The sequence below is a fragment of the Vagococcus sp. CY52-2 genome (genome assembly GCF_022655055.1).
In the GTDB taxonomy this organism is placed as follows: domain Bacteria; phylum Bacillota; class Bacilli; order Lactobacillales; family Vagococcaceae; genus Vagococcus.
In genome coordinates this window covers 1,157,508-1,180,697 of the sequence record NZ_CP093384.1, presented here as the reverse complement: position 1 = coordinate 1,180,697, position 23,190 = coordinate 1,157,508, and the positions used below count along the sequence as shown (strand labels likewise).

The window sequence follows — 23,190 nt, the reverse complement described above, 5'->3', positions numbered from 1 at the left end:
GTTACCAAATATATTGATGTTCGATATTAATATAGTTATATTTAAACATTATATTATTACAATTAGAAAAGGAGAATTATATGAAAAAATATAAACATTCTTTTTATATTCTTTTAGTAGGTATTTTGTTATTTTCTATTACTATAATGTGGCAAAACTTATTAGGAGCAGATAGTAAACAACTGATTATTTGGGGGTGATATTAGTTATTCAAATTGTTAGTTTTTTAATATTTCTTTATTCTTATTTTAAAATAATAATCATAAAATTAAAAGAGATAATAAACGGAGATAGACAGTATAAATGAGTTAAATTTTATATAGTTATATAGTATTGTATTAAATTAAAAGGTATCAGTTTGTAAATCTCAATATTTATAGTGATGATTATTATCCTATAGTTCAGTTCGATTATTTGAAAATAATACAACTTTTTTGTAAAATTGATTAATAGATAGGAGGAATAGGTATGTCAAAAAAAATGTCAATTTCAACTGTAGTAAATAGTGGAGGCCGTGAAGGAGAAAGTAAATCTATAACTGGATTTTTAGATTTAAAAACTAGCGGACAAAAAAAGGAAGGTTATACTAATCCAGAAGAATTATTTGCAGCAGGTATCTCTGCTTGTTTTAATGGTGCATTAGAATTTCCTTTGAAGCGTGATGGGTTAGCTGATCATCATCGTGAAATTAGAGCAGAAGTTACGTTACTTGGTGATTTACCTGATGAACACAGTTTACATCTTGAAGTCACTTTAATTGGTAAAATAGACGGTTTATCTAAAGATGATACAATGAAATATCTAAAGGAAACTGAAACCATTTGTCCTTATACAAAGGCAATTAAAGGAAATGTTGATATTACATTACTTGCAGAGTAATATTATGACGTTATTTCATATAGTGTTAACCCCTCGATTATTTTTAATATCGAGGGGTTTTTTTTATGTTGAGAGAGTTTAATTACCAATTGTGATGATGCTTTTTTTTTTAACTCTGGCTATTTCAATTATTCCTAAAAGAACACTAGCATATATACCTGAACCAATAAAATTTTTATTAATTAAATACTCAATTAGTATTCCAACTAGACTAGCGATACTTAAAATAAAAATGACATGCCAATATGGATGGTTCTTGGCCAATTGTTTATAGTAATTTAACATAAAGTACTCCTATTCTATTTTTATTGTATATTTTAAAGGTAATGATTTAACTTTTATGAAGCCAAACTATAATGTAAAAACATGTATTATCATGTTGCCTAAAAGATATCAATCATACTGGAAGTTTAATAGTTATATGAATGAATCGATACATATCATTTTGACTGCTTTGGTTAGTTGAATCCTTATCTAATCTTCTTATTATCAAAACAAGTAAGAAGACTCTTTTTCTTTTTTATTTCTAAATAACACAAGAAGGTAGTCTTTTATGCTACAATGAAACAGAAAAATAGAAAAAGGATTGGTATAATTATGACAGTACTAGGTATTGATACATCAAATAAAGCGCTAGGTGTCGTACTTGGAGAAGAACAGAATCTCATCTCGTCTTATTACAGTCAAGCAAGTAAAAATCATAGTGAAACATTGATGCCAGCGATTGATTTTTGTGTTCGTGAAAGTCGGTTAGCACCGACAGATATCACTAAAATAATTGTGGCAAAAGGGCCAGGTTCCTATACGGGGTTAAGAATTGGTGTGACAACAGCTAAAACATTAAGTTGGAGCTTGGATGCCTCTTTATATGCTATATCTTCACTTGCTTGTTTAGCAAAAAATATTCAACAAACAACTAAATTAATTGTGCCATTTATGGATGCTAGGCGAGGCTTTTTATATACAGGTGCTTATAAATATGACGGCTCTAAATTAATGAATGTTATTGAAGATCAATATATATCATTTGAAGAGTGGACTAAAATCTTACTAAGTTATGGAGAATCGATTGTTTTTATCGGAGAAGATTTTGGTAAATTACAAAGTTTATTTGAAACATTTTCCCTTGAAGCAGAAATCGAGTTAATCATTCAACCTTCTAATCCAGCTGTTATGTTGGAATTAGAATATCTTATGGAAGAAATAACAGATATCGATGTCTTTGTTCCAACTTATTTGAAAAAAGTTGAAGCAGAAGAAGAATGGTTAAAAAAACAGTATGGGGAAGTTGAAACACAGTCTTACGTTGAACGTTTAAGTTAATCAATGAGGGGTGATGTTATGATTGAAGCGGATTTGGAATTTCAAATAGCCAAAATAACTGACATTATGGCGTTTCATCAATTATTAAAAAATGTTTACGATGGTGAGTCTCCTTGGAGTACGGCTATTTTGTGGATGGAACTAAGTAAAAAAAAGTATGGTCGGTACATCAAAGCACAATTAAATCATGAATTAGTCGGATTTGGTGGTATTCGGATAGAGTGTGATGATGCTCATGTTACGAATATTGCTGTATTGAAAAATTACCAATTACAAGGTATTGGAACGCAGATTCTTCATCAATTAAGAAAAGAAGCAGTTAAAATGAATTGTTTAACCATGAGTTTAGAAGTAAGAGCATCTAACCATCAAGCCATTTCAGTATATCGAGTATTTGGATTTAAACAAATTGGTGTGAAAGAAAATTATTATATTTCTTCGAATGAAGATGCAATTGAAATGTCTTTAAGACTTTAGGACGTGAGTTATGAATAATAAAAATTTGGCTAGGCAGTTAAAAAAAGTAAGTGATACTATTTTTGAACATGGCAGCCCATGGACTGAATCACAGTTTGAATCACAACTTATGCAAGCAAATACTGAAATCATTTACCATTGTGAAGATGATGAAATGATAGGGTACATCATTTGTCAAAGAGTATTGGATGAAGCTGAATTATTATTGATAGGTGTTATCCCTAGTTATAAACATCGAGGAATTGCAACACAATTGTTGAAAGATATGTGTCAACGATTAAAACAGAAAAAAGTGTCACACTTATTTTTAGAAGTGAGAGTCAAAAATATAGAAGCAATTTCTTTTTATGATAAACACGGTTTTAAAGAGTTAGGAATACGAAAAAATTATTACAAACACCCAAGTGATGATGCGAAAATAATGCAGTTAGAGATTTAGGAAGTGAAAAAATGGAAAAAAAAGAAATATATATTATTGCAATAGAAAGTAGTTGTGATGAAACAAGCGTTGCTGTTGTTAAAAATGGCAATGATATTTTATCTAATATTGTTGCATCTCAAATAAATAGCCACAAGCGATTTGGTGGAGTGGTTCCAGAAGTCGCTAGTCGTCATCATGTAGAACAAATTATACAGTGTATGTCATTAGCTATAGATGAAGCTAATATCACAGTTTCTGATTTGTCGGCTGTTGCAGTAACTTATGGACCTGGATTAGTAGGGTCTTTATTGATTGGGATTACTGCAGCAAAATCATTTGCATGGGCAAATGATTTACCACTTATTCCCGTTAATCATATGGCTGGTCACATCTATGCAGCTCGCTTTGTGGAAGAGATGACATTTCCTTTAATGGCATTACTTGTAAGTGGTGGACACACTGAACTTGTGTATATGACTGAACATGGTGAATTTGAAGTCATTGGTGAAACACGAGATGATGCAGCAGGAGAAGCTTATGATAAAGTAGGTAGAGTATTAGGATTAACCTATCCTAGTGGAAAAGAAATTGACGAACTAGCTCACAAAGGTCAGGATAATTATCATTTCCCAAGAGGCATGATAAAAGAAGATAATTTTGATTTTAGTTTTAGTGGACTAAAAAGTTCAGTGATTAACCTGGTGCACAATGCCAAACAACGTGACGAAGTACTTTGTGATGTTGATTTAGCAGCAAGTTTTCAGCAAAGTGTGATTGATGTTTTAGTCGATAAAACTATAAGAGCTTGTAAAGTGTATGATGTGAAGCAATTAATTGTCGCAGGTGGTGTCGCTGCTAACAAGGGGCTTAGAGATACCTTGAAAATTGAATTAGCAAAAGAATTACCAAATGTGACACTAGTTGTGCCACCAATTAGTTTATGTGGAGACAACGCAGCAATGATTGGAGCAGCTGGATTTGTGGAGTATCAAAAACAGCATGTTTCTGATTGGCATTTAAATGCTAAACCAAGTTTAACACTATAATTTGTTAAGAGTAACAGGAAACTGTTACTCTTTTGCGTTAATAAGACAAGATATAATAAAGCATTAAAATTTAACGCTTTAACTTGAATTATCAATGAAATAAAGAGAAAATAGAGGTTGGATGAATTATATAAAGAATGAGGTAGACGTCATGAACAATCAGCCAATCGGTTTTTTGGATTCTGGTGTAGGAGGATTAACAGTTGTAAGAGAAGCATTAAAACAACTACCAAATGAGACACTGTATTACATTGGAGATACTGCTAGATGTCCATATGGACCACGTCCAGTTGAACAAATTAAGGAATTCACATGGGATATGGTTCACTTTTTATTAAAAAAGAATGTCAAAATGATTGTGATTGCATGTAATACTGCAACTGCTGTCGCTTTGGAAGAAATTAAAGAGTCATTAGATATTCCTGTTGTAGGGGTAATAGTCCCAGGATCTCGAGCTGCTTTACGAGAAACGCATAATGGACGTATTGGTGTCATCGGAACGGTTGGAACGATAAATAGTGAAGAATATACCAAAGAAATAAAACGTAAGTCATTAAATGTTAATGTATTAGGGCTTGCTTGCCCAAAATTTGTTCCTATTGTAGAAAGTCATGAGTATCAATCAACTATCGCTAAAAAAGTTGTAGCTGAAACGTTGGAGTATTTTAAGACATCAGACATCGATACGTTAGTAATGGGATGTACTCATTACCCATTATTAAAACCATTTATTAAAGATGTCATGGGAAAAAAGGTTAAATTAATTGATTCAGGAGCTGAAACAATTACTGAAGTGAGTGTGTTACTTGATTATTATGAAATAGCAGCCCTACCAGATACAACATTAAAAGATCACCAATTTTACACAACAGGATCGGTTCGAAACTTTGAAAAAATCAGTTCTGATTGGTTGTCATTAGAAAACATAATAGTAGAACATGTAGATATTACACGTATGGGAGATTAGAAAATGAGACATGATAAACGAAAAAATAATGAAATGAGAAAAGTATCTTTTGTATTAGACTATTTAGATTATCCTGAAGGGTCAGTTTTAGTTAGTTTTGGAAATACAAAGGTTATTGTTAATGCAACGATAGAAAACTCTGTTCCTCCATTTTTAAGAGAGACAGGAACAGGATGGGTAACGGCCGAATATAGTATGTTACCACGAGCAACGCATACTCGAAATAGACGGGAAAGTAGCAAGGGTAAACTAACAGGTCGTACAATGGAAATACAACGATTGATTGGTCGATCACTACGTTCGGTGATTGATTTGAAAAAATTAGGTGAACGCTCGATTGTAATTGATTGCGATGTGATTCAAGCAGATGGAGGTACTAGAACAGCTAGTATTACGGGTGCATTTTTAGCCTTAAAAATGGCAGTAGACACTTTAGTAGAAAGCGGAGAATTAACAGAAAATCCAATTACATCTTACTTGGCTGCGATTAGTGTGGGGTTAAATCACTACGGAGAAGTAATCACAGATTTAGATTACGAAGAAGATTCAGCAGCTCAAGTTGATTGTAATGTTGTGATGACAGAAAAATTAGAATTAATTGAGATTCAAGGGACAGGTGAAGAGGCAACCTTTACAAGAGGAGAGTTGAATCAATTATTAGATTATGCTGAAAAAAGCGTGACAGAACTTATTCGCTTGCAAAAAAATGCGTTAGCGTTAAGAAATGTTGCGAAAAAACAAGAAGCACCTGTTTTGAACAATCATTTATTAATTGCGACAAGAAATGAAGGAAAAGCAAAAGAGTTTGTTGACTTATTTAAATCAAGAGGATACGAGATTAAAACATTACTTGATTATCCAGAAATGGCAGATATTGAAGAAACAGGAAAAACATTTGAAGAAAATGCTCGACTAAAAGCAGAAGGGATTGCTAAAGAGTTACATTGCTTGGTTTTAGCAGATGATTCTGGTTTAAAAGTAGATGCGTTGGGTGGACAACCAGGCGTTTATTCAGCAAGATATGCAGGGGAGAGAAAAAGTGATGCAGCGAATAATGCTAAGTTATTACATGAATTAACTGATATACCAATGAATGAACGTACAGCACAGTTTCATTGTACGCTAGTACTTGCTGAACCAGGAAAAGAAAGTTTGGTGGTATCAGGCGAATTATCAGGTATGATTGGGCGTATTCCACGTGGAAATAATGGGTTTGGTTATGATCCATTATTTATTATTCCAGAAACAGATAAAACCTTAGCAGAAATGACGGCAGATGAAAAAAACAAGATTAGTCATCGAGCAAAGGCTTTACATGAATTGGATAAAAAAATAGATACTTGGTTAGGAGAGAAAAGTAAATGAAATATTTAATTGTGAGTGATAATCATGGTGTGGTATCTTATTTAGAAGATATAAAAGCAAAATGGTTAAATGATGTGGATTATTTTTTTCATTGTGGGGACTCGGAATTATCTCCTAAGGACGATATTTGGTCAACGTTTCATGTTGTGCGTGGAAATTGTGACTATTATCAGGAATACGATACTGTTGAAGTTATAGAGACATCAGAGGATAAAGTTTTATTAACACATGGGCACTTATTTAACGTGAATATGACATTTGATAAATTACTCTATCAGGCTGAAGAAGTACAGGCAAACATCGTATTATATGGACATACACATCAGTTATTTGTGGACATGGTCGATGATATTTTGTTATTAAACCCAGGTAGTATTTCTCAACCACGGGGTAAGTATAGCTATTTAAAGACATATGCTATCATTACACATCAATCAGATGGATATTTAGTTGAATATTATAATGAAAGACATGAATTACAAAAAGAATTAACCCATTTCTTTTTAATGGATTAGTGATTTAAGGTGTATGGAGGAAATGATATGATTGGATCGACCGTAAAAAAATTATTGTTAGAAAATGAAGCAGATTTTTTAATATCCGCAGAAAATGTGGCGACATTAAATGAAATAAATTCACTTGAACATGCTCTACTTGTTTTAACGAAAATAGGGTATTCTCGAGTACCAGTTTTAAATAAAGAAGAACAATTAGTAGGTTTGGTTTCTTTGTCCCAAGTAGTTGATCAAATGTTTGGGATAGAAGATTTTGAACCACAAAATTTGTCTGGTAAAAAAGTATCTGATGTAATGGATACCAATGTTTCACCTGCACAATTACCGATAGATTTAGAAAAAACACTTCATTTATTAGTTAATAATAATTTTATTCCTGTTGTGAATAAAGACAATCAATTTATGGGGATCATTACGAGAAAAGAAATATTAAAAGCTGTTAATCATTTGGCACATGAATTAGAAACGGAATATAACGTGATGATGAAATAAGTAAGGGGGACATATATGGAACGTATTTCAGAAGATGAGTTGATTCGAATTAGAAGAAAGTTACATCAAATACCAGAAATTGGCCTGGAAGAAGAAAAAACTTCGACCTATTTACTAGAAAACATCTATGCATTACCTCAAGATAGATTGATTATTAAAGTACAAGATACTGCTATTATAGTGATTGTTAAGGGGAGAAACCCATCAAAGACGATTGCTTGGCGTACAGATATGGATGCATTACCAATATTAGAAAACACTGATTTAGCATTTCAATCAACACATGAAGGCGTTATGCATGCATGCGGTCATGATTTCCATATGACCATTGCCTTAGGATTATTAAAAAATGTGGTGAATGCCCAATTAAATAATGATGTGGTTTTCTTTTTTCAACCAGCTGAAGAAAATAAAAGTGGTGCTAAAATATATACAGATAATCATTTTTTAGATGTAGCAATGATTGATGAAATCTATGGATTACACGTGAGCCCAACATTACCAGTAGGAAGTGTTTCAACGTGTGTGGGAACATTGTTTGCTGGAGATTGTGGGTTTAGTGCTCGTTTTTACGGAAAAGAAAGCCACGCAGCATTACCTCATGAAGGAAATGATATGATTGTTGCAGTGTCATCGTTTGTTCAACAAATTCAAACTATTGTGAGTCGAAATGTTAATCCAATGGAATCAGCTGTTATTACCTTTGGGCAACTCAATGCTGGTGTTGCGAGCAATGTTTTACCTGGGTCAGCTGATTTAACTGGAACGATTCGAACATTGACACATGAGATGACTGATTTAGTTGTTCAGCGTGTAAAAGATATTGCAAAAGGTATTGAGATTTCCTATCAGTGTAAAGTCGATATTAATTTTGATCAGCTTGGATATGTTCCAGTTGTAAACAATTACTTTACGACAAAAAAATTAATTGATTTTTTTAATGAACAACAAAATATTCTATTTGAAGCAGCCACTCCATTGATGACGGCTGAAGATTTTGGTTATTTATTAAAGCAAATACCAGGGACAATGTTTTGGCTTGGAGTGGACAGCCAATATGGACTACACCATCCATCATTTAATCCTCATGAGTCTGCTTTAATAAAGGGCGTAACACTGATGACTGATTATTTTATATCGCAAGATTAATAATGGTAGAGTCTCCTACCTAATAGTAGAAGACTCTATCACTATGTTATAGTTTAAGGTTAAGCGGTGTAGAAGGAAGTTTTATGCCTGCTTTTGTTAAAGCTTCAATGTAAGCCGTCATCATTTGTGTTTTGACTCCAAATTGAGACCCACTAATAGCATAAACAGTTGAACGAATAGCGAAATAACCATTACCTAAATCAACTAATCCAACAAGGTTAGGCTCAGAACGGATATCGGTTAAATTAATAATTTGTTCTTCATTAATTGATTTCATAATAGCCATTATTTGATCAATATCATCGGTTGGGTTAACTCTGATATCTACTACAACTAATTGATTGCCTCTAGATAAGTTACTAACAATAAGGATTTGGCGATTAGGTATATAGTTCATTGTCCCATTAAAACTTTTAATACGAGTAGTGCGTAGTCCAATATCATTGACAATTCCTTCAATATCATCAATTACAACATGATCACCTACATCTAATTGACGTTCATAAATAATAAAAAATCCTGTTAATACATCATTAATAAACCCTTGTGCTCCAAGACCAATAGCGATACCGGCAATTCCAGCCCCAGCTATTAATGATCCAACAGGGACACCTATAATGGTCAAGAATGAATAGATACCTATGAAAAATAAACTATACTGTACTGCATTGCGGGATAAGGTTCTTAACGTATGCATTCTATTTTCGCTAAAATTATCTTTCTTTTTATTGTTATTCTTAAATGATTTATCAATCACTTTAAATAAGATTTTACGAATAATCGTCAGTAATAGTAAAACGATTAAAATTAAGATAGCCTTATTAATAACCGAAGCAATTATTTTATTCCAGTCAAGTTGATTCAAAAAATGATTGATCCCTCTCACATTTTTTGCAGCCTCATTTAGTACTTCTGGTGTCTGAGAACTTGTTGTTGTTTCTTGCAAAATAAACACTCCTTTCATATCAAGCATTACTTACTATAATAATGTATAAATTGTTGTGAAATCAAGTAGATAATGGTATTCTATTGTTAGTAATTTACAAGAGAGGTAGGAGATGTTTTATATGACAGGGACCGAAGTAGCCGCTATAATAGCAGCTGTAGCGTTTGCAGTATTAGTAGTAGTGCTAGTCATTTTTTTATTGCAATTAAATAAAAATATAACCAAATCAATGGAAAAAGTTAATGGAATTTTAGATGAGGCGGACAAAACTGTCACAGTTTTAACACAAGATGTTGATATACTGTTAAAACAAAGTGAGGATTTATTAGTCATTGGAAATGATTTACTATCTGATGTGACGCAAAAAGTAGAAACAATTGATCCACTATTTCATGCAGTAGCTGATTTAAGTGAAAGCGTATCAGAATTAAACAGTTCAAGCAAAACAATATTATCAAAAGTAGGGGAAGCAAGTAAGACAGCAGCTACTGCAACAGTTGTGGGAAAGGCAGCACAAACAGCTTCTCACTTGTTTAAGAAAAATAAATAGAATAATATTAGGAGGAAATAGCATGTCCAAAAAATCAAGTGGCTTTTTAGCAGGTGCAGTTATTGGAGGAGTAGCAGCAGCAACAGCAGCTCTTTTATTAGCACCAACCAGTGGAAAAAAATTGAGAAAAGATTTAATAGAACAATTAGATGACTTATCTGATGGTAAAGCAAGTGAATTAGTTGATTTAGCTCAAGAAAAAGGGGTTGAATTAGGAGAGTTAGCAAAAGAAAAAACTGCTGAATACCCTTGGGTAGGAGAACAGATTTCCCAATTGAAAGATGATTCTTCTGAGTTATTAGATAATTTTAAAAATCAAACACAAACGTTGAGTGAAGGTTTTCAAACTAATTCTGATAAACTAAAGTCCACTGTAAACCCTATTATAGAAGATGATATTGTGTTAAGTGCTGATGATATTGCATATGATGTAACTGAAGCAATTGATGATAGACAAAAATAGTAGCCAAAGCAACGATGATAACCTTTCGTCGTTGCTTTTTTGTTTCGTTTTATATATTAAAAAAGTTAGTGGCTTGTTATTAAAATATGAGCATTATATGGAAGAATTACAGATTATTATTAATTTAAAGAATGATAAATTATATGATAATCATCTCATGTAAAGATTGGAATAGTTTGTTATTTTAAGAAAAGCTCTGTGAATTTTTTAGTGAAAAAATGTCTCATAATTTTTAACTATGTTATAATGACTAAGTTAAAAAAATTTTTAGGGAGTTTTTATGTTATGAAAAAGTTAAAAGTTCAAGATTTGATTTCTATAGGTGTGTATGCAACAGTCTATTTTTTTACAGTATTTATTGCCACGATGTTGATGCGTTTTACCGTGCCGGTTTTTCATAGTTTGCTTGTTCCGAGCATGTCAGCACTTATTTCTGGCACAATATACCTTATTGTGGTAAATAAAATACCAAAATTTGGTGCAATTACTATTGTTGGGTCTGTTATGGCTGTTTTCTTTTTTGCTTTTGGATACTTTCCGTTAGCGTTCTTACCTAGTTTTTTATTTCCTTTGTTAGCTGACTTTGTTCAAACTAAAACAAAAATAGCAGATAAACCCAAAATAATGTTGAGTTATACTATTTTTAGTTTTGGTTTGACTGGTCCTATTTTACCACTTTGGTTTATGAGAGATGCTTATATAGATTCTTTATTAGCTAAAGGAAAAGATATGACTTATGTTAATAGCGTTTTTGAGGGAGTTAGTACTGCTAGTTTTTTTGTATCAATGATATTAGTCGTGATTACAAGTTTTGTGGGACTTAAAATTGGGCAGATTATTTATAATAAACATTTTGCAAAATAAATAAGTTAGAGGTGGATTGGTTTTGAAAAATAATAGATATATTATATTTGATCCAAGAAGTAAATTAGTGACCGTTATTTTTGCCAGTTTAATCTTAATGTCACGAGCCAATCCATCAATGGAACTTATTTTTATGGTATTTATGACCTGTTTATTGTGTTTGAGTGGTTCGATAAAAAAAGCGATGGTCATATTTATGAGTTATATTGCATTAGTTTTTCTCACAACACAGTTCTTTCATGAGATTACAGGAGTATTATCCGCTATAATCTCATTTATTTTAGTTGTCTATAAAAGTTTGCTTCCACCAGTTGCCGCAGGAATGTTTGCAACACAAAATACCTCTGTAGGTGAGTGGGTAGCTGCTATGAAAAAATGGCATATGCCGAACTTTTTAATTATTCCTTTTATTGTCATTTGTCGTTTTTTTCCGACACTACGTCATGATTTTAAATCAATTAGACAGGCTATGAAATTTAGAGGGATTTATTTATCTTTTTCTCAAGTGGTTAAACATCCTATTCAAACAATGGAATATTTTTTAGTTCCAATTTTAAAGCAAGTTGATTATACAGCTCAAGAATTATCTGCTACAGCACTTGTGCGTGGTTTGGGATATGAAGGCCAGCATACGAGTGTTATCTCGATTAGATTAAAGGTTCAAGACTATTTACTACTGGCAAGTTTATTGGTATTGTTATTAATTGAGGGAGGTGTTATATTATGATTCATTTTGACCATGTTAACCTCTTAAGAGATGATAAAACTGTGTTAAAAGACATTCAGTTATCAATCACTACTGGTGAAGTAGTTGTATTAACTGGAGAAAGTGGCAGTGGGAAAAGCTCGCTTATTAGTCTACTAAATGGTTTAATCCCCGAATTGTACGAAGGTGAAGTAACCGGTGATGCAACTGTATTAGAAACAAGTTTACCACCATTAGATTTTAATCACTATGTAAAAGATATAGGGGTAGTATTTCAAAACCCTAAAACGCAGTTTTTCACTACTTCTGTATTTAGTGAATTGGCTTTTTCAATGGAGAATTATGGAGTACCTGCTAATCAGATTGAGACTCGTATAGATGACATTATAGAATTGTTCAATTTGAGAGAGTTGATAGGAAAAAAAGTAACGGAACTCTCAGGCGGACAAAAGCAGCGGATAGCCTTTGCATCAGCTTGTATGCTACCACATCGTTTGTTTTTATTTGATGAACCGTCTAGCAATCTTGATTATTCAACAATCAAACAACTATCATCTTATTTATCAATTTTAAAGCAACAAGGTTGTACATTAATTATTGCAGAACATCGTCTGTTTTATTTAACACATTTAGCAGATAGATATATTGTGTTAAATAAGGGAAAGGTTTGCTATAATTTACCTTCTGAAGACTTCTATTCACTCTTTCCAACTATTCAGAAAGAGATGGGTTTGCGTACGTTAAATGAGCCAAGTGAATTATTAATAAATAACTGTTCTAAAGAAGTAATTCATTCTTCTAAACTTCATATAATGAATCTTAATTTTCATTATAAGCATTCAAATACTATCCTTAGCATAGACGACTTATCGCTTGATACGTCACATATCACGGGATTAATCGGTCAGAATGGTTCTGGAAAAACAACTTTTGTTCAAATGTTAACAGGATTGTTATCTGATAATTGTCAAAGATCCAAGTTTTTAATTGATGGTGTACCATTATCTGCTAAAGAACGCCTTAATCGTAGTTTTCTTGTTATGCAAGATGTGAATTTGCAATTATTTTTTGAAACTGTAGAAAAAGAATTATTAGTGCAATCGAAGAGAAAAGAGTTGTTTGATGAAGTTGTTGAGGAATTAAGTTTAGGGTCTTTATTACAGTTACACCCTCAAAACTTGTCTGGTGGTGAAAAACAACGTGTAGCTATAGCCAGTGCTATTTTATCTGGTAAAGAATGGATTATATTAGATGAGCCAACAAGCGGCTTAGACTATCGTCACATGGTTTCTGTTAGCCAATTATTGAAAAAAGTTCAGTCATATGGCTTATTTGTTTTAGTCATCAGTCATGATAATGAATTTTTAACCAAAACAGCGTCACATATTTTACAAATGAAAGATGGTAAAATAGTGAGTTAATTTACCATTTTATGGTGGAAAGGAGTGTCTATCTTGTTAAATATGACCGTATTTTTTTATGTCATTTGTGTTGGAGTTCCACTAGTCTGTTTTTTATATTGGAATTATTTTAGACCAACTAGTTTATGGAATGGCTTTTTCTTTTTAATCTCTTCAGGAATGCTCTATCTATCGTTTATTCTATTATTGGATAAAGTTAATGAAAATATTGCACTTGTCTTTTTAATTCCGGCTATCTTAGTTATTTTATTTTTAAGTGTGTTAGGATTAAGTTCTAGTATTGTTGGATTATTTTGGAACGAAAAAGTTTTATTAAAAAGAGAGGGACGCTCATTTAGTAATTTGGTCCCTTTGATTGTTGCCTTAGGTTTATTAGGTGTTCAGATATTAATATTATTTGTTACGTTTTATTCAGGGAACATTTTTATAACAACATTATTAGGTTTTTTAACTGTAACATTATCCTATCTTATTTTTTTGTTTATTATGTATGGGACAACAGCCATTTTATATAATTATTTTCCCATTACCAAAAAAGTAGATTATATCATTATTTTAGGTGCTGGATTAATTGATGGTGAGCGTGTGACCCCTTTATTAGCTAGTCGAATTGATCGGGGAATAGCGCTGTATGTTAGACAAAAAAGAAAATATGGACATGAACCAACGATTATTTTGTCTGGGGGTAAAGGTTCAGATGAAAAAATATCAGAAGCACAAGCGATGAAAGACTATTTGGATTCATTACCAGTCATTGTAAAAACAGTTTATTTGGAAGAACAGTCAACAAATACGCAGGAAAATATTAAGTTCTCTGAAAAACTTGCTGGGGTAAGAGATGGCATTAGTGACTTTAAAGATAAACAGGTTGTGATTGCAACCAATAATTATCATTTATTGCGTGCTGGAAAAATAGCAGCACGTTTGGGCGTACAGGCTAGAGGTGTAGGTTCTAAGACAAAACTGTATTATTTACCGGCTGCATTTATTCGTGAATATGTAGGGTATTTAGTGATGACAAAACGAAAACATCTACTTTTCATAGGATTTTTCTTTGTTATTTTTTTATTACAGTTAATAATATATTTTATAGCGAATTAATCTATTGAATTAAGGTCACTTTTAGGAACAGTGTATTAAGATCACTCCTAAAGGATGACCCTTTTTCATCTAATTGATTAAAGAGAAGAGTATTGAAATAAAAAATTGCAAGAGATGACTTTTTATCTTTAGTAAATCAAGGGACATAGTGCTATAATAACAATACGAAAATAATGATGAGGTGACATGATGGATTGGAAAGAAACATATTCAACATGGAAACAATTTAGAGAGTTAGAGACAACTTTAAAAGATAATTTAAATCAATTAGAGAAAAATGAAAACGAATTACAGGAGGCATTTTATGCTCCTCTAGAGTTTGGTACAGCTGGTATGCGAGGAATATTAGGTGTTGGTATTAATCGTATGAACATTTATACCGTTCGACAAGCAGCAAACGGTTTAGCATTATTTATTAGTACATTAGGTGAAGACGCAAAAAAAAGAGGTGTTGCGATTGCGTATGATTCAAGACATCAATCTCCTGAATTTGCGATGGAATCAGCTAAGACTTTAGCTAGTCACGGCATCAAATCATATGTATTTGAGAGTTTAAGACCGACGCCTGAGTTATCATTTGCTGTACGTTATTTTGGCTGTGTAGCTGGAATTATGATTACTGCCAGTCATAATCCTGCCAATTATAATGGATTTAAAGTGTATGGTGAAGACGGGGCTCAAATGCCACCACAAGATGCCGATAAGGTGACTGAATTTGTTCGTAGTGTGGCAAATCCACTTGAAATAGAAATCATTGATGATAGCCAGTCAAACGATTTTATCACTATAATTGGTAAAGAAGTAGACGATAGTTATTTGAAAGACATATTAACTGTTACCATTGATGATGAATTAATTAATAGAAGCGGTTCAAAATTAAATATGGTCTTTACTCCACTTCATGGGACAGGCAAAATGCTAGGTGAGCGTGCCTTATCACAAATTGGCTTTACAAATGTTTCATTAGTAGAAGAGCAAGCGATTGCGGATCCAAATTTTACTACTGTAACATCTCCTAACCCAGAAGAATTATCTGCTTTTGAATATGCTATTCGTTTGGGTGAAGAATTATCAGCTGACTTATTAGTGGCCACTGATCCAGATGCGGATCGATTGGGAGCAGCAGTAAAACTGCCAAATGGCGAGTATCGTGTGTTGACTGGAAATCAATTAGCCAGTTTAATGGTTCATTATATTTTAACTAAAAAAAACGAGAAACAAGAATTACCTGAGAACGGTCTAGTCTTAAAATCAATTGTTTCGAGCGAATTACCAACACGTATTTGTGAAAAATATGACGTTGAAATGAAAAATGTTTTGACTGGTTTTAAATTTATTGCGGAACAAATTAAAGAAGCCCAAAGAACACAATCAAATGAATTTCTGTTTGGTTTTGAAGAAAGTTATGGTTATTTAGTCAAACCATTTGTCCGTGATAAAGATGCGATTCAAGCATTGGTTTTATTAGCAGAGATGGCGACTTACTACATGGAAAAAAATCAAACATTATATGATGCTTTATTAGAAATCTACAAAGAATTTGGTTATTTTAAAGAAAAAACCATTTCAGTAACAAAATCAGGGATGGAAGGATTAAAAGAAATTACTCGCTTGATGCAAGACATTCGAAATAACTTACCAACCTCATTTGGTGGGATTAAAGTAAACTTCACGGAAGATTATTCTGTTGGTAAAAGAATGCTTTCTGATGGTAAAATAGAATTGCTAGATTTGCCAAATGCTAATGTTCTAAAATTCTTTTTAGAAGATGGTAGCTGGATTGCGATTAGACCTTCTGGAACGGAACCAAAAATTAAGTTTTATATTGGTGCTGTCGATGAAACGCAAGAAGCTGTTGACAATAAAATGGATAGATTTGGTGAAGAGCTAGCAAAATATCGTGATTAAGGGGGAGTTATCGATATGAAAGAATTAAATCCTCAAACGATTCAACAAACAAGTCGTTTTTTTAAAACAATCGGAGATTCTACTCGTTTAAAAATTCTTGTAGCACTATCTGAAAAAGAAATGAATGTTAGTAGTATTACTGAATTTTTAGATATGGAGCAATCTGCTGTTTCTCATCAATTAAAATTGTTACGAGAAAATCATTTGGTGAAATCACGTAAAGAGGGAAAAAGTGTGGTGTATTGTTTGGATGATAAGCACGTGAAAAGTATCTTATCACAAACATTTGACCATATGAACCACATAAATCATGACTAAATTCATAAGTCTTAAAGGTCGATTGCTTTAAGGCTTAGTTTTTATGTGTAGCAATTAGCATTGTGTTTCTTTGTTCAATACAGTGATTCAATTTTAGTTGTTGGATAATTGAAAACAGTGTAAAGTTATGTTATACTAGCTTAGTTAATAAATAAGGGGGCGTTACGGATTCGACAGGCATAGTTTGAGCTTGAATTGCGCTTCGTAGGTTACGTCTACGTTAAAACGTTACAGTTAAATATAACTGCTAAAAACGAAAACAATACTTTTGCCTTAGCTGCCTAAAAACAGCGGGTAAAGATCCTCTTGGCATCGCCCATGTGCTCAAGTAAGGGTCTCAAATTGAGTGGGATACGCTAAATTTTTCCGTCTGTAAAATTTAGAAGAGATTACCAGACTAGCGAAAGTCACGGCCTGTTATTCGGCAGAGACTTGAGTGAAACTCAAATAGGATAACTATGAGCGTAGATGTTTAAGTGGCAATATGTTTGGACGCGGGTTCGACTCCCGCCGCCTCCATTCTGATAGTAAGATCAGTTTGTTTCAAATGATGAAACAAACTAATGATGTAAAAAAAGGAAATAATGAATTTATTAAAAATAATCTTATAAAAGACACTATAAAGCTAGTGTCTTTTTTGATATTCTTATTTAAAAAGGAGCGATTTTATGACTTGGGTAGTTATTATCTTATTGATTATTTTAGCTATAGCTTTACCCCATATTTCTGTACTCATAATGATTATTAGTTTTCTTATTTACTTTTTTAGAATCAAGAAAAAAATATAAATCCTAAAAAAAGAAATACAAAAAATTCTAAAAAAAAGGAATCACAAACTCAAAATAAACAGGAAAATATTAACAATATATCTTCCTATATAGAAAGTAATTATATAAATCAAAATAATTATTATCCTGATTCACTTTTATTAGATGGGTTAAAAGTTGGAGAAATTTTATTAATTGAGTGGCTATCTAATAAAAAACAAAGTAGTCTTCCACCTCAATATTTTGCAGCAACATATAATATAAATACAAATACATCGATTACTAAATTAAAACATCATAATTTTATTCGAACAGCTACTCCATCTGAATCTTTGATATCTCTAAAAGTTATAGATTTAAAAAATATTTTAAAGCTAAATAATTTAAAAATGTCTGGTAACAAGAGTGAACTTATACAAAGAATTATAGATAATATATCTGAAAGTGAGTATGCTCATCGATTATCTCCATCATGGCATTTAACTAAAAAAGGGCAAAGAATAGTAGATAAATACGACCTAATTATTTGGACACACAAAAATGGATCTAAAGATTTTACAGTTACTCCTCTAACAGTATTACCTTATCTGAATTCTGGAAAAGCTAATGAGGAAATCGCAATATTTGTTTCAGAAAAAACTTTTAGAGGAAATTTAATAGAGTTAAATTATGGTGCGGCCTGTAGTAATCTTCTCTATCAATCCGATATATATGAATCACAAAACAATCTACATCAGTCTTTACATTGCTTACTAGCTTCTTTAGTTTTAGAATTAACTGGAGTGGGAAATTCTGATCCTGATTATATAAATATTCATAAATATAATATCGATACTTCTTATATAAAAGCTTCAATTATTGATGTTCAAAGAAAACTTCAACTGACCAATAAAGAATTAGAATTAGAGTTATCGGAAACTTACGATTTTTACATAGCTAATGTTAGTAAAATAAGATTATATAAAGACAAGAAAGAATTTACGTCTCTTTATAATATTTTAATGTATGGGACTATGAAACAATTCCAAAATAAAATAGATAAGCTAATAGAAAAATTACCCAAAAAATATACTACTATTGGAGGATAAATTATTCATAAAGGTTTTACAATGTAAAAAGAATAATATTAAATGATGTTCTATCTTGATTTTTGATAGATATTAGTTTGTTTTTCATTATATGATATTAATTTTTTTGTGTTAATGAAGGCTAATAGAATACGGTTAGTATTTTATAATGTTTAATAATCATTTAAAAAAGTGTAATATTTTAAATATATAATAATAAAAACTATCAATATCAATTAGAGGTTTAGGGATAGTTACTCCATCGCCTCCATTCCAATAATAAGATAAGACTGTTTAAACCTTGATGTATCAATGATATGTCAGAGTTTAGCAGTCTTATTTTTGGTTTCTTTTTTTATAAAAAACTCCTTTTTTAAAAGTGTGCTATAATAAAAGAAGAAGGGATTGATTTAATTTGTCTAAAGGATTAATTTCTATAGGTTCGATTATTGATTACCCTACCGTTCACGAGAAACATGTTATTGGTGAAGTAGAATTGATTTTAAAAAATACCGTTGTTGTGAGGGATAGGTTTGAGGATACTCATCTCGTTCTGATTAAAACGCTAGAAGAGGACGGGATGACAGTAGATGATGAAACCTATGTGTACAAGAATAGGTATAGTCGAAGTTAAGTTAGTTAAACCACTTAGAATAGTGGTTTTTATTTTTTCTTTTTTATAGAGAAAATAAAATTTGTCTCTCTTTTTATGCAATAAAATAAGCATTTACCATTAATAGTTATTAAAAGGTAAATGCTCTTCAGTACGAACTGGTGTCATCCATTAGGTCGTTACTCCTTATGCAATTTTTTGTAATTCATGTACTGCGTTTTGAATAGTAGTACCAGTAGCCATTTTAGTTTCATCATCTTTTAGAAAAACGATAAATAAGTTTAACTCAGTGTCTAAAGTTACACGGTACTCTATTGTAGTGTTATTGAATGTCATATAGCATTCTCCTTTCTTAATCGTAACGAAAGGCAACTAAAACGTTCATAACGAAATTCCATTTATAAGTATATCATTTAAAAAGTATCATTGCAACTAATAATTTAAAGAAAAAGATCATTAATAGAGTAACGTATAAAAAAACTGATGAAAAACAGGAAGTTTTCATCAGTTCTAGTCTTATTTTTTATTTTGTTTGCCTTGATTACGTCCACTGTTATTTGTAGTAATCTTATTTTTCGGTGTATTCTGTTTTTTTGGTGTTGGCTTAACAGCTGATTTAACCACTTTCACTGGATTTTTTTCAAAATGTTCAGCAATTTCTTTTTTTACTTTTGGTTTATGATATAGGTTAGTAATCAATGATTGGATGCAACTAAAGATACCACCAATAACCCAATACAATGTCACACCAGCAGGAGCTTTGAATGAGAAGAAAATAATCATAAGAGGAGACAGATACGTCATCATTCGCATTTGTTTTCTCTGTTCATCACTCATCCCAATCATACTGATGTAACTTTGTAAAAAGTAACTAATACCAGCTAATGCCACTAAAATTAAACTAGGTTTCCCTAAATTTATTCCAAAGAACACAGATTCAGAAATACCAGGGGTCACTTTTGCAGCAAAGAATAGTGCTGTAAAAATTGGCATTTGTATCAATAAGGGTAGACACCCAATTCCTCCCATAATATTGATATCATTATCTTTATAAAATTGTTGTAGTTCTTGTTGTGCTGCCATTTTTTCTTCTGGTGATGTGGCAGTTTTCATACGTTCATTAATAACATCCATATGCGGTTTGATCGCTGCCATTTTTTCTTGTTGAATCATTGATTTTTTCATTTGGCTTAAACCAAGTGGTAAAATGATTAATCGAACGATCATCGTTAATAAGATAATTGACCAACCAAATCCTAATCCCCAATTCTCTGCAAAGAAGGTAATCAAATGACTCATGGGTTTTACTAATACATTATAGACGAATCCCTCGCCTGTAGGAGCACCTGTTGAGTCGGTCTTTACACATCCGGATAAAAAGATTAATAATCCAAACAGTCCAGAACCAATCATCCAACGTTTTAAATTTTTCATTTATTTCTTCCTTTACTATAATCTTCATAAATCTACACAAGCATTACTATATCGAATTTTTCGCTATAATTCAATTATTTTATAGAAATAATTTAAGAATAAACAACGTTAAATTGATGATGCTCTTTAAAACTTGGCTCAAAATCAATCGAGTAGTTTGTTACGTTTCCCATCGGAGCAGGTGATTTTTTTACTTCTTCAATAAATTGTTGAACAGCTAATTTATCTCCGTTCGCCTCGATGTAAACACCACCGTCATCTAAATTACGGACAATTCCATAAACCCCTAACTCATCAGCGACTATCTTTGTCATATAACGAAACGCGACACCTTGAACTCGACCATGAACGATCATAGAAATTTTCATTTAATCACTTCCTTTGTGTTTTTTTATTCTATTATACAATTTTTAATGATAAAGGGGTTAAACAAATAAAAAATCTGATATAATGAATCCAGAATTGAGAGGAATGAATATAGATATGAAGCGAATCGAATCTTTGACCAATCAATGGGTAAAAGAAACCAAGAAATTACATAAAAAGAAGTATCGTGATATAACCAATCAATATATTTTAGAAGGAGAGCATTCTGTTCAGGAAGCTTTAGAAAATAATGGGTTGATTGATTGCGTGATTACAACTGATGATGGATTATTAAAATATAAGTCTATTCTATCAAAGGTATCAGAGGAACAATTGGTTGTTGTAACTGATGGGATATTAAAGCAACTATCTGAATTACCAACACCACAAGAAATTATCGCGATTATGAAAAAGTCAGAAGAATTAACAGGATTTGGGGAAAAAATCTTAGTTTTAGATCATGTGCAAGATCCTGGAAATGTGGGAACGATGATCCGAACAGCAGATGCAGCTGGTTTTGATCAAGTTATATTAAGTGAAGGATGCGTAGATGTCTATCAATCAAAAGTGCAACGAGCATTACAAGGCAGTCAATTTCATGTATCTATTGTGACTAATGTTGCGTTAGATAAATGGATAGTACAGGCAAAAATGCGACATATTTTAACAGTTGCAACAGCATTAGATGATACTGCGATGTCTTTTAAAGAATTAAAGCTAACAGAATCAATTGCTATTATTATGGGGAATGAAGGCCAAGGCGTGTCACAGGAAGTCTTATCACAAGTTGATAAAAAAGTGTACATTCCAATGAAAGGCCAAGCAGAGTCGTTAAATGTCGCAGTTGCTGCTGGGATTGTTATGTTTCACTTTTAAATTATTATAAATTTATTAAAGTCATGTTTTTTGATATGTTTTTTAAAAAATAACTGATATATTGTTATCATGAAACGATTGATAAAGTTATTGTTTAAGAAAGAAAGTGATAGTAAATGTCGTTAAATTGGCAAGAAGATACTGCTTACTTAGAACTTGTTGAAGATTTAATTTATACAGATGACGTTCAAAGTTTAAAAAAATACACACAACATCATTACTCAAACCGTTTAGAACATTCGATTCAAGTATCTTATAAGAGTTACAAACTCGCAAAAAAATGGGGTGGAAATGTTAGGGCGACTGCTCGAGCAGGCTTACTTCATGATTTATTTTTCTATGATTGGCGTGAACAAAAAATGGGCGAAGGCACACATGCTTATGTTCATCCGCGTATTGCTTTAGAAAATGCCAAAAAATTAACAGATATCTCACCATTAGAAGAAGATATCATTATTAAGCATATGTTTGGTGCGACAATTGCACCACCTAAATATAAAGAAAGCTATATTGTCACACTGGTTGATAAATATTGTGCCTGTGAAGAAGTTATTAAACCATTGTTTAAAAAAGTAAAATTAAAAGCCGCTGAGTATTCTAAAGTGGTACATTTGTAAGCTGACAGATAGTATTTGTCAGCTTATTGTTTTATACTAGAAGATATCGTATAAAAATTGATAGTTGATGGTGAGGAGGCAGTTTATGAATTCTTGTGAGAAAAGACAATTTGAACTTTGTCCAAAATTTGAAAAAACATTTGATATGTTAGGTAAAAAATGGAATGGTTTGATTATTGATGTATTACTAGAGGATGGCACACAGCGATTTGTTGAGTTAGCTAATAAAATACCAGATGTTAGTGACCGAGTGTTGGTTGAGCGATTGAAAGAATTGGAAGAAAAGGGAATTATAACACGAGATGAACACCCTATAGAGAAAAAACGCATTGATTATTCTTTAACTGAAAAAGGAGAAGCGTTACGTTCTGTTATGAATGAAGTTCAAAGCTGGGGAGAAAAATGGATGTAAGAATCATCTTGACGGACCATTTTATTTCTTGTACACTTTAGACATATAGTAAAAAACGTTTACGGAAACGAGTAATTTAGTATTTTTCTCGCTCAGGGAGGTTTGTCAAAGACTGAAAGCAAACTGT

Annotated in this window: 28 protein-coding genes and 1 other RNA gene; 24 read left to right on the top strand and 5 right to left on the bottom strand. The window is 31.9% G+C overall.

Annotated elements, in window-relative coordinates:
* The first annotated feature begins 468 nt into the window (after positions 1-468).
* A complete protein-coding gene (locus tag MN187_RS05875; RefSeq protein ID WP_117972887.1) occupies positions 469-879 on the top strand; it encodes an Ohr family peroxiredoxin in 411 nt (136 codons plus the stop codon).
* A gap of 78 nt (positions 880-957) precedes the next feature.
* Here MN187_RS05875 and MN187_RS05870 read toward each other — a convergent pair whose 3' ends face one another.
* Positions 958-1,164: a hypothetical protein gene (locus tag MN187_RS05870; RefSeq protein ID WP_117972886.1), complete on the bottom strand. Its 207-nt coding sequence runs from the start codon at positions 1,162-1,164 to the stop codon at positions 958-960.
* Positions 1,165-1,476: 312 nt separating this feature from the next.
* Here MN187_RS05870 and tsaB point away from each other — a divergent pair, with 312 nt between their 5' ends.
* The 9 genes from tsaB (at position 1,477) to MN187_RS05825 (ending at position 8,634) form a co-directional block, all read left to right on the top strand.
* Positions 1,477-2,202: a tRNA (adenosine(37)-N6)-threonylcarbamoyltransferase complex dimerization subunit type 1 TsaB gene (tsaB, locus tag MN187_RS05865; protein WP_158559426.1), complete on the top strand. Its 726-nt coding sequence runs from the start codon at positions 1,477-1,479 to the stop codon at positions 2,200-2,202.
* An 18-nt stretch (positions 2,203-2,220) separates the two neighbouring features.
* Entirely contained in the window at positions 2,221-2,679 is a 459-nt protein-coding gene (gene rimI / locus MN187_RS05860; RefSeq protein ID WP_158559424.1) for a ribosomal protein S18-alanine N-acetyltransferase, read from the top strand.
* A 10-nt stretch (positions 2,680-2,689) separates the two neighbouring features.
* Positions 2,690-3,118, top strand: a complete 429-nt coding sequence (gene rimI, locus MN187_RS05855) for a ribosomal protein S18-alanine N-acetyltransferase (protein WP_117972883.1) — start codon at positions 2,690-2,692, stop codon at positions 3,116-3,118.
* An 11-nt stretch (positions 3,119-3,129) separates the two neighbouring features.
* Positions 3,130-4,146: a tRNA (adenosine(37)-N6)-threonylcarbamoyltransferase complex transferase subunit TsaD gene (gene tsaD / locus MN187_RS05850; protein ID WP_117972882.1), complete on the top strand. Its 1,017-nt coding sequence runs from the start codon at positions 3,130-3,132 to the stop codon at positions 4,144-4,146.
* A gap of 151 nt (positions 4,147-4,297) precedes the next feature.
* A complete protein-coding gene (gene racE, locus MN187_RS05845; protein WP_117972881.1) occupies positions 4,298-5,113 on the top strand; it encodes a glutamate racemase in 816 nt (271 codons plus the stop codon).
* Positions 5,114-5,116: 3 nt separating this feature from the next.
* Positions 5,117-6,478, top strand: coding sequence for a ribonuclease PH (gene rph / locus MN187_RS05840; protein ID WP_117972880.1), 1,362 nt, complete (start codon positions 5,117-5,119; stop codon positions 6,476-6,478).
* The gene (locus tag MN187_RS05835; protein WP_117972879.1) at positions 6,475-6,993 is read left to right on the top strand and encodes a metallophosphoesterase; all 519 of its coding nucleotides are present in this window, start codon (positions 6,475-6,477) and stop codon (positions 6,991-6,993) included. The genes rph and MN187_RS05835 overlap by 4 nt, the downstream gene beginning before the upstream one ends.
* Before the next feature lie 27 nt (positions 6,994-7,020).
* Positions 7,021-7,485, top strand: a complete 465-nt coding sequence (gene cbpB / locus MN187_RS05830; RefSeq protein WP_117972878.1) for a cyclic-di-AMP-binding protein CbpB — start codon at positions 7,021-7,023, stop codon at positions 7,483-7,485.
* Positions 7,486-7,500: 15 nt separating this feature from the next.
* Entirely contained in the window at positions 7,501-8,634 is a 1,134-nt protein-coding gene (locus tag MN187_RS05825) for an N-acetyldiaminopimelate deacetylase (RefSeq protein WP_241699082.1), read from the top strand.
* Between the two features lie 46 nt (positions 8,635-8,680).
* Here MN187_RS05825 and MN187_RS05820 read toward each other — a convergent pair whose 3' ends face one another.
* Entirely contained in the window at positions 8,681-9,580 is a 900-nt protein-coding gene (locus MN187_RS05820) for a mechanosensitive ion channel family protein (protein WP_158559419.1), read from the bottom strand.
* A 121-nt stretch (positions 9,581-9,701) separates the two neighbouring features.
* Between MN187_RS05820 and MN187_RS05815 the strand changes: the two genes are divergently transcribed.
* The 11 genes from MN187_RS05815 (at position 9,702) to MN187_RS05765 (ending at position 19,379) form a co-directional block, all read left to right on the top strand.
* The gene (locus MN187_RS05815; RefSeq protein WP_117972875.1) at positions 9,702-10,130 is read left to right on the top strand and encodes a DUF948 domain-containing protein; all 429 of its coding nucleotides are present in this window, start codon (positions 9,702-9,704) and stop codon (positions 10,128-10,130) included.
* A 22-nt stretch (positions 10,131-10,152) separates the two neighbouring features.
* Positions 10,153-10,593, top strand: a complete 441-nt coding sequence (locus MN187_RS05810; RefSeq protein ID WP_117972874.1) for a YtxH domain-containing protein — start codon at positions 10,153-10,155, stop codon at positions 10,591-10,593.
* A gap of 285 nt (positions 10,594-10,878) precedes the next feature.
* Positions 10,879-11,457, top strand: coding sequence for an MptD family putative ECF transporter S component (locus tag MN187_RS05805; RefSeq protein WP_117972873.1), 579 nt, complete (start codon positions 10,879-10,881; stop codon positions 11,455-11,457).
* A 22-nt stretch (positions 11,458-11,479) separates the two neighbouring features.
* Positions 11,480-12,184, top strand: a complete 705-nt coding sequence (locus MN187_RS05800; RefSeq protein ID WP_158559414.1) for an energy-coupling factor transporter transmembrane component T — start codon at positions 11,480-11,482, stop codon at positions 12,182-12,184.
* Positions 12,181-13,584, top strand: coding sequence for an ABC transporter ATP-binding protein (locus tag MN187_RS05795; RefSeq protein WP_242093579.1), 1,404 nt, complete (start codon positions 12,181-12,183; stop codon positions 13,582-13,584). The genes MN187_RS05800 and MN187_RS05795 overlap by 4 nt, the downstream gene beginning before the upstream one ends.
* Before the next feature lie 42 nt (positions 13,585-13,626).
* Positions 13,627-14,685 carry a YdcF family protein gene (locus tag MN187_RS05790; RefSeq protein WP_233519179.1) on the top strand — a complete coding sequence of 353 codons (1,059 nt, stop codon included), beginning with the start codon at positions 13,627-13,629 and terminating at the stop codon, positions 14,683-14,685.
* A gap of 189 nt (positions 14,686-14,874) precedes the next feature.
* Entirely contained in the window at positions 14,875-16,593 is a 1,719-nt protein-coding gene (locus MN187_RS05785) for a phospho-sugar mutase (RefSeq protein ID WP_242093577.1), read from the top strand.
* 15 nt (positions 16,594-16,608) lie between these two features.
* Positions 16,609-16,911, top strand: coding sequence for an ArsR/SmtB family transcription factor (locus MN187_RS05780; RefSeq protein ID WP_117972868.1), 303 nt, complete (start codon positions 16,609-16,611; stop codon positions 16,909-16,911).
* A 155-nt stretch (positions 16,912-17,066) separates the two neighbouring features.
* Positions 17,067-17,433: a transfer-messenger RNA gene (ssrA, locus tag MN187_RS05775) on the top strand.
* 577 nt (positions 17,434-18,010) lie between these two features.
* Entirely contained in the window at positions 18,011-18,766 is a 756-nt protein-coding gene (locus tag MN187_RS05770) for an SAP domain-containing protein (RefSeq protein ID WP_256463823.1), read from the top strand.
* Between the two features lie 394 nt (positions 18,767-19,160).
* Positions 19,161-19,379, top strand: a complete 219-nt coding sequence (locus MN187_RS05765) for a hypothetical protein (protein ID WP_242093572.1) — start codon at positions 19,161-19,163, stop codon at positions 19,377-19,379.
* A 165-nt stretch (positions 19,380-19,544) separates the two neighbouring features.
* Here MN187_RS05765 and MN187_RS05760 read toward each other — a convergent pair whose 3' ends face one another.
* From MN187_RS05760 to MN187_RS05750, 3 genes are all read right to left on the bottom strand, one after another.
* The gene (locus tag MN187_RS05760; protein ID WP_242093570.1) at positions 19,545-19,694 is read right to left on the bottom strand and encodes a hypothetical protein; all 150 of its coding nucleotides are present in this window, start codon (positions 19,692-19,694) and stop codon (positions 19,545-19,547) included.
* A 180-nt stretch (positions 19,695-19,874) separates the two neighbouring features.
* Positions 19,875-20,792: a membrane protein insertase YidC gene (gene yidC, locus MN187_RS05755; protein WP_242093568.1), complete on the bottom strand. Its 918-nt coding sequence runs from the start codon at positions 20,790-20,792 to the stop codon at positions 19,875-19,877.
* A 92-nt stretch (positions 20,793-20,884) separates the two neighbouring features.
* The gene (locus MN187_RS05750; RefSeq protein WP_117972865.1) at positions 20,885-21,160 is read right to left on the bottom strand and encodes an acylphosphatase; all 276 of its coding nucleotides are present in this window, start codon (positions 21,158-21,160) and stop codon (positions 20,885-20,887) included.
* Between the two features lie 115 nt (positions 21,161-21,275).
* Between MN187_RS05750 and MN187_RS05745 the strand changes: the two genes are divergently transcribed.
* From MN187_RS05745 to MN187_RS05735, 3 genes are all read left to right on the top strand, one after another.
* Positions 21,276-22,034 carry a TrmH family RNA methyltransferase gene (locus MN187_RS05745; protein ID WP_117973189.1) on the top strand — a complete coding sequence of 253 codons (759 nt, stop codon included), beginning with the start codon at positions 21,276-21,278 and terminating at the stop codon, positions 22,032-22,034.
* 116 nt (positions 22,035-22,150) lie between these two features.
* Entirely contained in the window at positions 22,151-22,651 is a 501-nt protein-coding gene (locus tag MN187_RS05740) for an HD domain-containing protein (RefSeq protein WP_117972864.1), read from the top strand.
* A gap of 85 nt (positions 22,652-22,736) precedes the next feature.
* Positions 22,737-23,063 carry a winged helix-turn-helix transcriptional regulator gene (locus MN187_RS05735; protein ID WP_117972863.1) on the top strand — a complete coding sequence of 109 codons (327 nt, stop codon included), beginning with the start codon at positions 22,737-22,739 and terminating at the stop codon, positions 23,061-23,063.
* Positions 23,064-23,190: the final 127 nt, after the last annotated feature.

Coding starts and splice junctions, on each gene's coding strand:
- MN187_RS05810 (WP_117972874.1), top strand. CDS start 10,153: ATGTCCAAAAAATCAAGTGGCTTTTTAGCAGGTGCAGTTATTGGAGGA.
- MN187_RS05740 (WP_117972864.1), top strand. CDS start 22,151: ATGTCGTTAAATTGGCAAGAAGATACTGCTTACTTAGAACTTGTTGAA.
- cbpB (WP_117972878.1), top strand. CDS start 7,021: ATGATTGGATCGACCGTAAAAAAATTATTGTTAGAAAATGAAGCAGAT.
- yidC (WP_242093568.1), bottom strand. CDS start 20,792: ATGAAAAATTTAAAACGTTGGATGATTGGTTCTGGACTGTTTGGATTA.
- tsaB (WP_158559426.1), top strand. CDS start 1,477: ATGACAGTACTAGGTATTGATACATCAAATAAAGCGCTAGGTGTCGTA.
- MN187_RS05875 (WP_117972887.1), top strand. CDS start 469: ATGTCAAAAAAAATGTCAATTTCAACTGTAGTAAATAGTGGAGGCCGT.
- MN187_RS05870 (WP_117972886.1), bottom strand. CDS start 1,164: ATGTTAAATTACTATAAACAATTGGCCAAGAACCATCCATATTGGCAT.
- rimI (WP_158559424.1), top strand. CDS start 2,221: ATGATTGAAGCGGATTTGGAATTTCAAATAGCCAAAATAACTGACATT.
- MN187_RS05790 (WP_233519179.1), top strand. CDS start 13,627: ATGACCGTATTTTTTTATGTCATTTGTGTTGGAGTTCCACTAGTCTGT.
- MN187_RS05760 (WP_242093570.1), bottom strand. CDS start 19,694: ATGACATTCAATAACACTACAATAGAGTACCGTGTAACTTTAGACACT.
- MN187_RS05745 (WP_117973189.1), top strand. CDS start 21,276: ATGAAGCGAATCGAATCTTTGACCAATCAATGGGTAAAAGAAACCAAG.
- MN187_RS05735 (WP_117972863.1), top strand. CDS start 22,737: ATGAATTCTTGTGAGAAAAGACAATTTGAACTTTGTCCAAAATTTGAA.
- MN187_RS05795 (WP_242093579.1), top strand. CDS start 12,181: ATGATTCATTTTGACCATGTTAACCTCTTAAGAGATGATAAAACTGTG.
- rimI (WP_117972883.1), top strand. CDS start 2,690: ATGAATAATAAAAATTTGGCTAGGCAGTTAAAAAAAGTAAGTGATACT.
- MN187_RS05805 (WP_117972873.1), top strand. CDS start 10,879: ATGAAAAAGTTAAAAGTTCAAGATTTGATTTCTATAGGTGTGTATGCA.
- MN187_RS05835 (WP_117972879.1), top strand. CDS start 6,475: ATGAAATATTTAATTGTGAGTGATAATCATGGTGTGGTATCTTATTTA.
- MN187_RS05815 (WP_117972875.1), top strand. CDS start 9,702: ATGACAGGGACCGAAGTAGCCGCTATAATAGCAGCTGTAGCGTTTGCA.
- MN187_RS05825 (WP_241699082.1), top strand. CDS start 7,501: ATGGAACGTATTTCAGAAGATGAGTTGATTCGAATTAGAAGAAAGTTA.
- racE (WP_117972881.1), top strand. CDS start 4,298: ATGAACAATCAGCCAATCGGTTTTTTGGATTCTGGTGTAGGAGGATTA.
- MN187_RS05785 (WP_242093577.1), top strand. CDS start 14,875: ATGGATTGGAAAGAAACATATTCAACATGGAAACAATTTAGAGAGTTA.
- rph (WP_117972880.1), top strand. CDS start 5,117: ATGAGACATGATAAACGAAAAAATAATGAAATGAGAAAAGTATCTTTT.
- MN187_RS05750 (WP_117972865.1), bottom strand. CDS start 21,160: ATGAAAATTTCTATGATCGTTCATGGTCGAGTTCAAGGTGTCGCGTTT.
- tsaD (WP_117972882.1), top strand. CDS start 3,130: ATGGAAAAAAAAGAAATATATATTATTGCAATAGAAAGTAGTTGTGAT.
- MN187_RS05780 (WP_117972868.1), top strand. CDS start 16,609: ATGAAAGAATTAAATCCTCAAACGATTCAACAAACAAGTCGTTTTTTT.